The organism is Vibrio sp. (assembly GCF_984391705.1).
Genome location: NZ_CFHWOM010000131.1, coordinates 1 through 2,800, shown reverse-complemented (window position 1 = coordinate 2,800; position 2,800 = coordinate 1). Strand labels below are relative to the sequence as shown.

The window sequence follows — 2,800 nt, the reverse complement described above, 5'->3', positions numbered from 1 at the left end:
AAACCTGCAGCGGCACTGAATATTCTGCGTGAGGTGATTTTAGGGCGTGAACTATTTGACTTTGCGTTTAAAGAATACTCGCAGCGCTGGAAATACAAACGTCCAACCCCAGCTGATTTCTTTAGAACTATGGAAGAAGCATCTGGTGTCGATTTAGACTGGTTCTGGCGTGGCTGGTTCTATACCACAGATCATGTTGATATCTCACTAGACAAGGTTTATCAATTACGTATTGATACTAAGAACCCAGACATTGACTATGCACGTTTACGTGAGTTCGAACAGAGTAAGCCTATGTCATTGTTCAACAAGCGTAACCAAGAAGAAGGCCGCGAGCTTTGGATTGATAAAAACAAAGACGTATCTGACTTCTACGATGACAATGACCGCTTTACTGTGACTAATAAAGAGCGAAATGCGTATCAGAGCTTCTTAAAAAAACTGAAGCCTTGGGAGCGTAAAGCCCTTGATAGAGCAGTTGAAGAAGACAAAAACTATTATGTCATGGAGTTCAGCAACCTAGGTGGCTTGGTGATGCCAATCATTTTAGAACTTACGTATCAAGACGGTTCGACTGAAGAGCGTATGCTACCGGCTGAGATTTGGCGTCGTAGCCCGACTAAAGTGAGTAAGTTAATCATCACAGACAAAGACAAGCCGTTAAAGTCTATTGTGGTTGACCCTCGCTGGGAAACTGCCGATGTCGACATTGAAAATAACCATTACCCGCGTCAAATCATTCCTTCTCGTTTAGAAGTGTATAAGCGTAAGAAGAGTTCAGCCAAAGTGCGTCGTGATATCATGCATGACATCAAAACTGAGTTGAAAAAAGATGACAAAGACGAAAAAGAGAAGAAGGATTAATCCATGAGAGCTTGGCTTGCTGCCAGCTTACTTTTACTGTTGAGCGGTCAAGTCGCCGCTCACCAGTTAAAAGCTACAATGACAACCGTATTGATCAATGAGCGTACGGGTAATCTTGAGCTGATGCATCGCTTTTATCTGCACGATACAGAACATGCTGTAGAGACCTTGATAGGCGGTCACGCTGATCTGTTTAAGCACGCTAAAGATAGAGCTGAATTTGCACAATATGTAAATCGTAAAGTGGCTTTACAGTTAGCAAACAAGACACCTCTCAAGCTTTCTTTAGTCGGTCAGGAGGTTGATGGAAAGTTTTTTTGGGTTTACCAAGAAACGCAGATCCCTGCAGATTTTAGCGCGCTGAGAATGCAACATGGTGCACTCAGGGATGTTTGGGCAGATCAAGTCAACATGGTCAACTTCGAAGGTAAAGGCAAAGTAAAAACCTTACATTTTGATGGTGAAGACAACTGGCTCACCGTGCATTTTGATAAGTAACCCTCTTTTTGCTTTTATCAAAAGCAGAGCTCAGGCTCTGCTTTTTTATTAGCCCTTATCTTTCAGCCCTAATCCAACCTTTTAATCTTTTCGTATATACTATAATTACGCTCAATAAGACCACTCTCTTTTATGACTCAAACTGCAGCAAATGCAAACTACCAAGGTGTTATTTTTGATTTAGACAACACGCTAGTAAGTTCTTCTTTAAACTTTAAACATATTCGCGCTGAAATCGGATGTACTGAACACACAGATTTATTGACCTATATTGAACAGCTGCCAGAGGTAGAAGCCCAAGCTGCCATGGATATTGTCTTAAGCCATGAATACCAAGATGCTGAATCAGCAGTGATAATGCCGGGTGTTTTAGAGTGTCTTGCAGCGCTGGCAGAGCAACACATCAAAATGGCGGTTGTAACTCGTAACTGCCAATATGCGGCACAACTGAAGCTGGCAAAAACCGGTCTTGAGTTCGATATTGTACTCACCCGAGACGATGCCCCCGCAAAACCTGACCCAACTGCATTATTGCAAGTTGCTGATAGTTGGCAAGTAAACCCTTCGCAGTGTATTTACGTTGGCGATTTTTTGTTTGATATACAGGCTGCAGACAATGCGAAAATGGACAGTTGTTTGTATATTCTTGATGCGCGACCTGACTACGCAGATACAGCGACGCATATAATCGAGCACTTTTCGCAATTAACTAAGTTAGTCCTCCCGTAACGTTTGGTTTTCAAAAAAATGTCGCTAATCTCGCTACCCTCTAGCTCAAAGCCTTTAGTCTTGCTAGAATCTTGGCAATTTTTTAAATTCATAACACGAGAATTAAGATGGGCAGAGCATTTGAAGTCCGCAAAAACGCCATGGCAAAAACGGCGGCGGCAAAAACCAAAGTTAACTCTAAATACGGTAAGGAAATCTACGTTGTAGCTAAAAACGGCGGTGCAGATCCTGAAACAAACCTATCTTTACGTCGTCTAATCGAAAAAGCGAAGAAAGACCAAGTACCAGCACACGTTATCGACAAAGCCGTAGAAAAAGCAGCGGGTGGTGCAGGTGAAGACTATTCTCCAGCACGTTACGAAGGTTACGGTCCTGGTAACTGTATGGTTATCGTTGACTGTTTAACAGATAACCCAAATCGTACTATCAAAGATGTACGTCTGCCATTCACAAAAACAGATTCGAAAATCGGTAGCCCTGGTTGTGTTGCACACATGTTCGATCACCAAGCAATCCTTGGCTTTGATGGCGACGATGATGAAGTGGTACTTGAAGCATTAATGATGGCTGATGTTGATGTAACTGACGTTGAAGTTGAAGACGGCAAAGTATCTGTATTCGCGCCACACACTGAATACTTCAAAGCGAAAACAGCATTAACAGAAGCATTCGAAGGCATCAACTTTGAAGTAGATGAAATCACCTTTGT

At 42.4% G+C, this 2,800-nt stretch carries 4 protein-coding genes; all 4 read left to right on the top strand.

The window, feature by feature from the left end; all coding sequences use genetic code 11:
* Positions 1–864, top strand: an 864-nt coding sequence (locus tag AC4MRV_RS21865) for a hypothetical protein (RefSeq protein WP_491189378.1), incomplete at its 5' end; no start/stop codon positions are given.
* Between the two features lie 3 nt (positions 865–867).
* Positions 868–1,362: a DUF6702 family protein gene (locus AC4MRV_RS21860; protein ID WP_491189377.1), complete on the top strand. Its 495-nt coding sequence runs from the start codon at positions 868–870 to the stop codon at positions 1,360–1,362.
* Positions 1,363–1,494: 132 nt separating this feature from the next.
* A complete protein-coding gene (locus tag AC4MRV_RS21855) occupies positions 1,495–2,091 on the top strand; it encodes an HAD family hydrolase (RefSeq protein WP_491189376.1) in 597 nt (198 codons plus the stop codon).
* Positions 2,092–2,198: 107 nt separating this feature from the next.
* Positions 2,199–2,800 (top strand): YebC/PmpR family DNA-binding transcriptional regulator (locus AC4MRV_RS21850; protein WP_491189375.1); only part of this gene is annotated, 602 nt, incomplete at its 3' end.

Bases quoted from the DNA above. Each gene is read 5' to 3' on its own strand.
- AC4MRV_RS21860 (WP_491189377.1), top strand. From the start codon at position 868: ATGAGAGCTTGGCTTGCTGCCAGCTTACTTTTACTGTTGAGCGGTCAA.
- AC4MRV_RS21855 (WP_491189376.1), top strand. From the start codon at position 1,495: ATGACTCAAACTGCAGCAAATGCAAACTACCAAGGTGTTATTTTTGAT.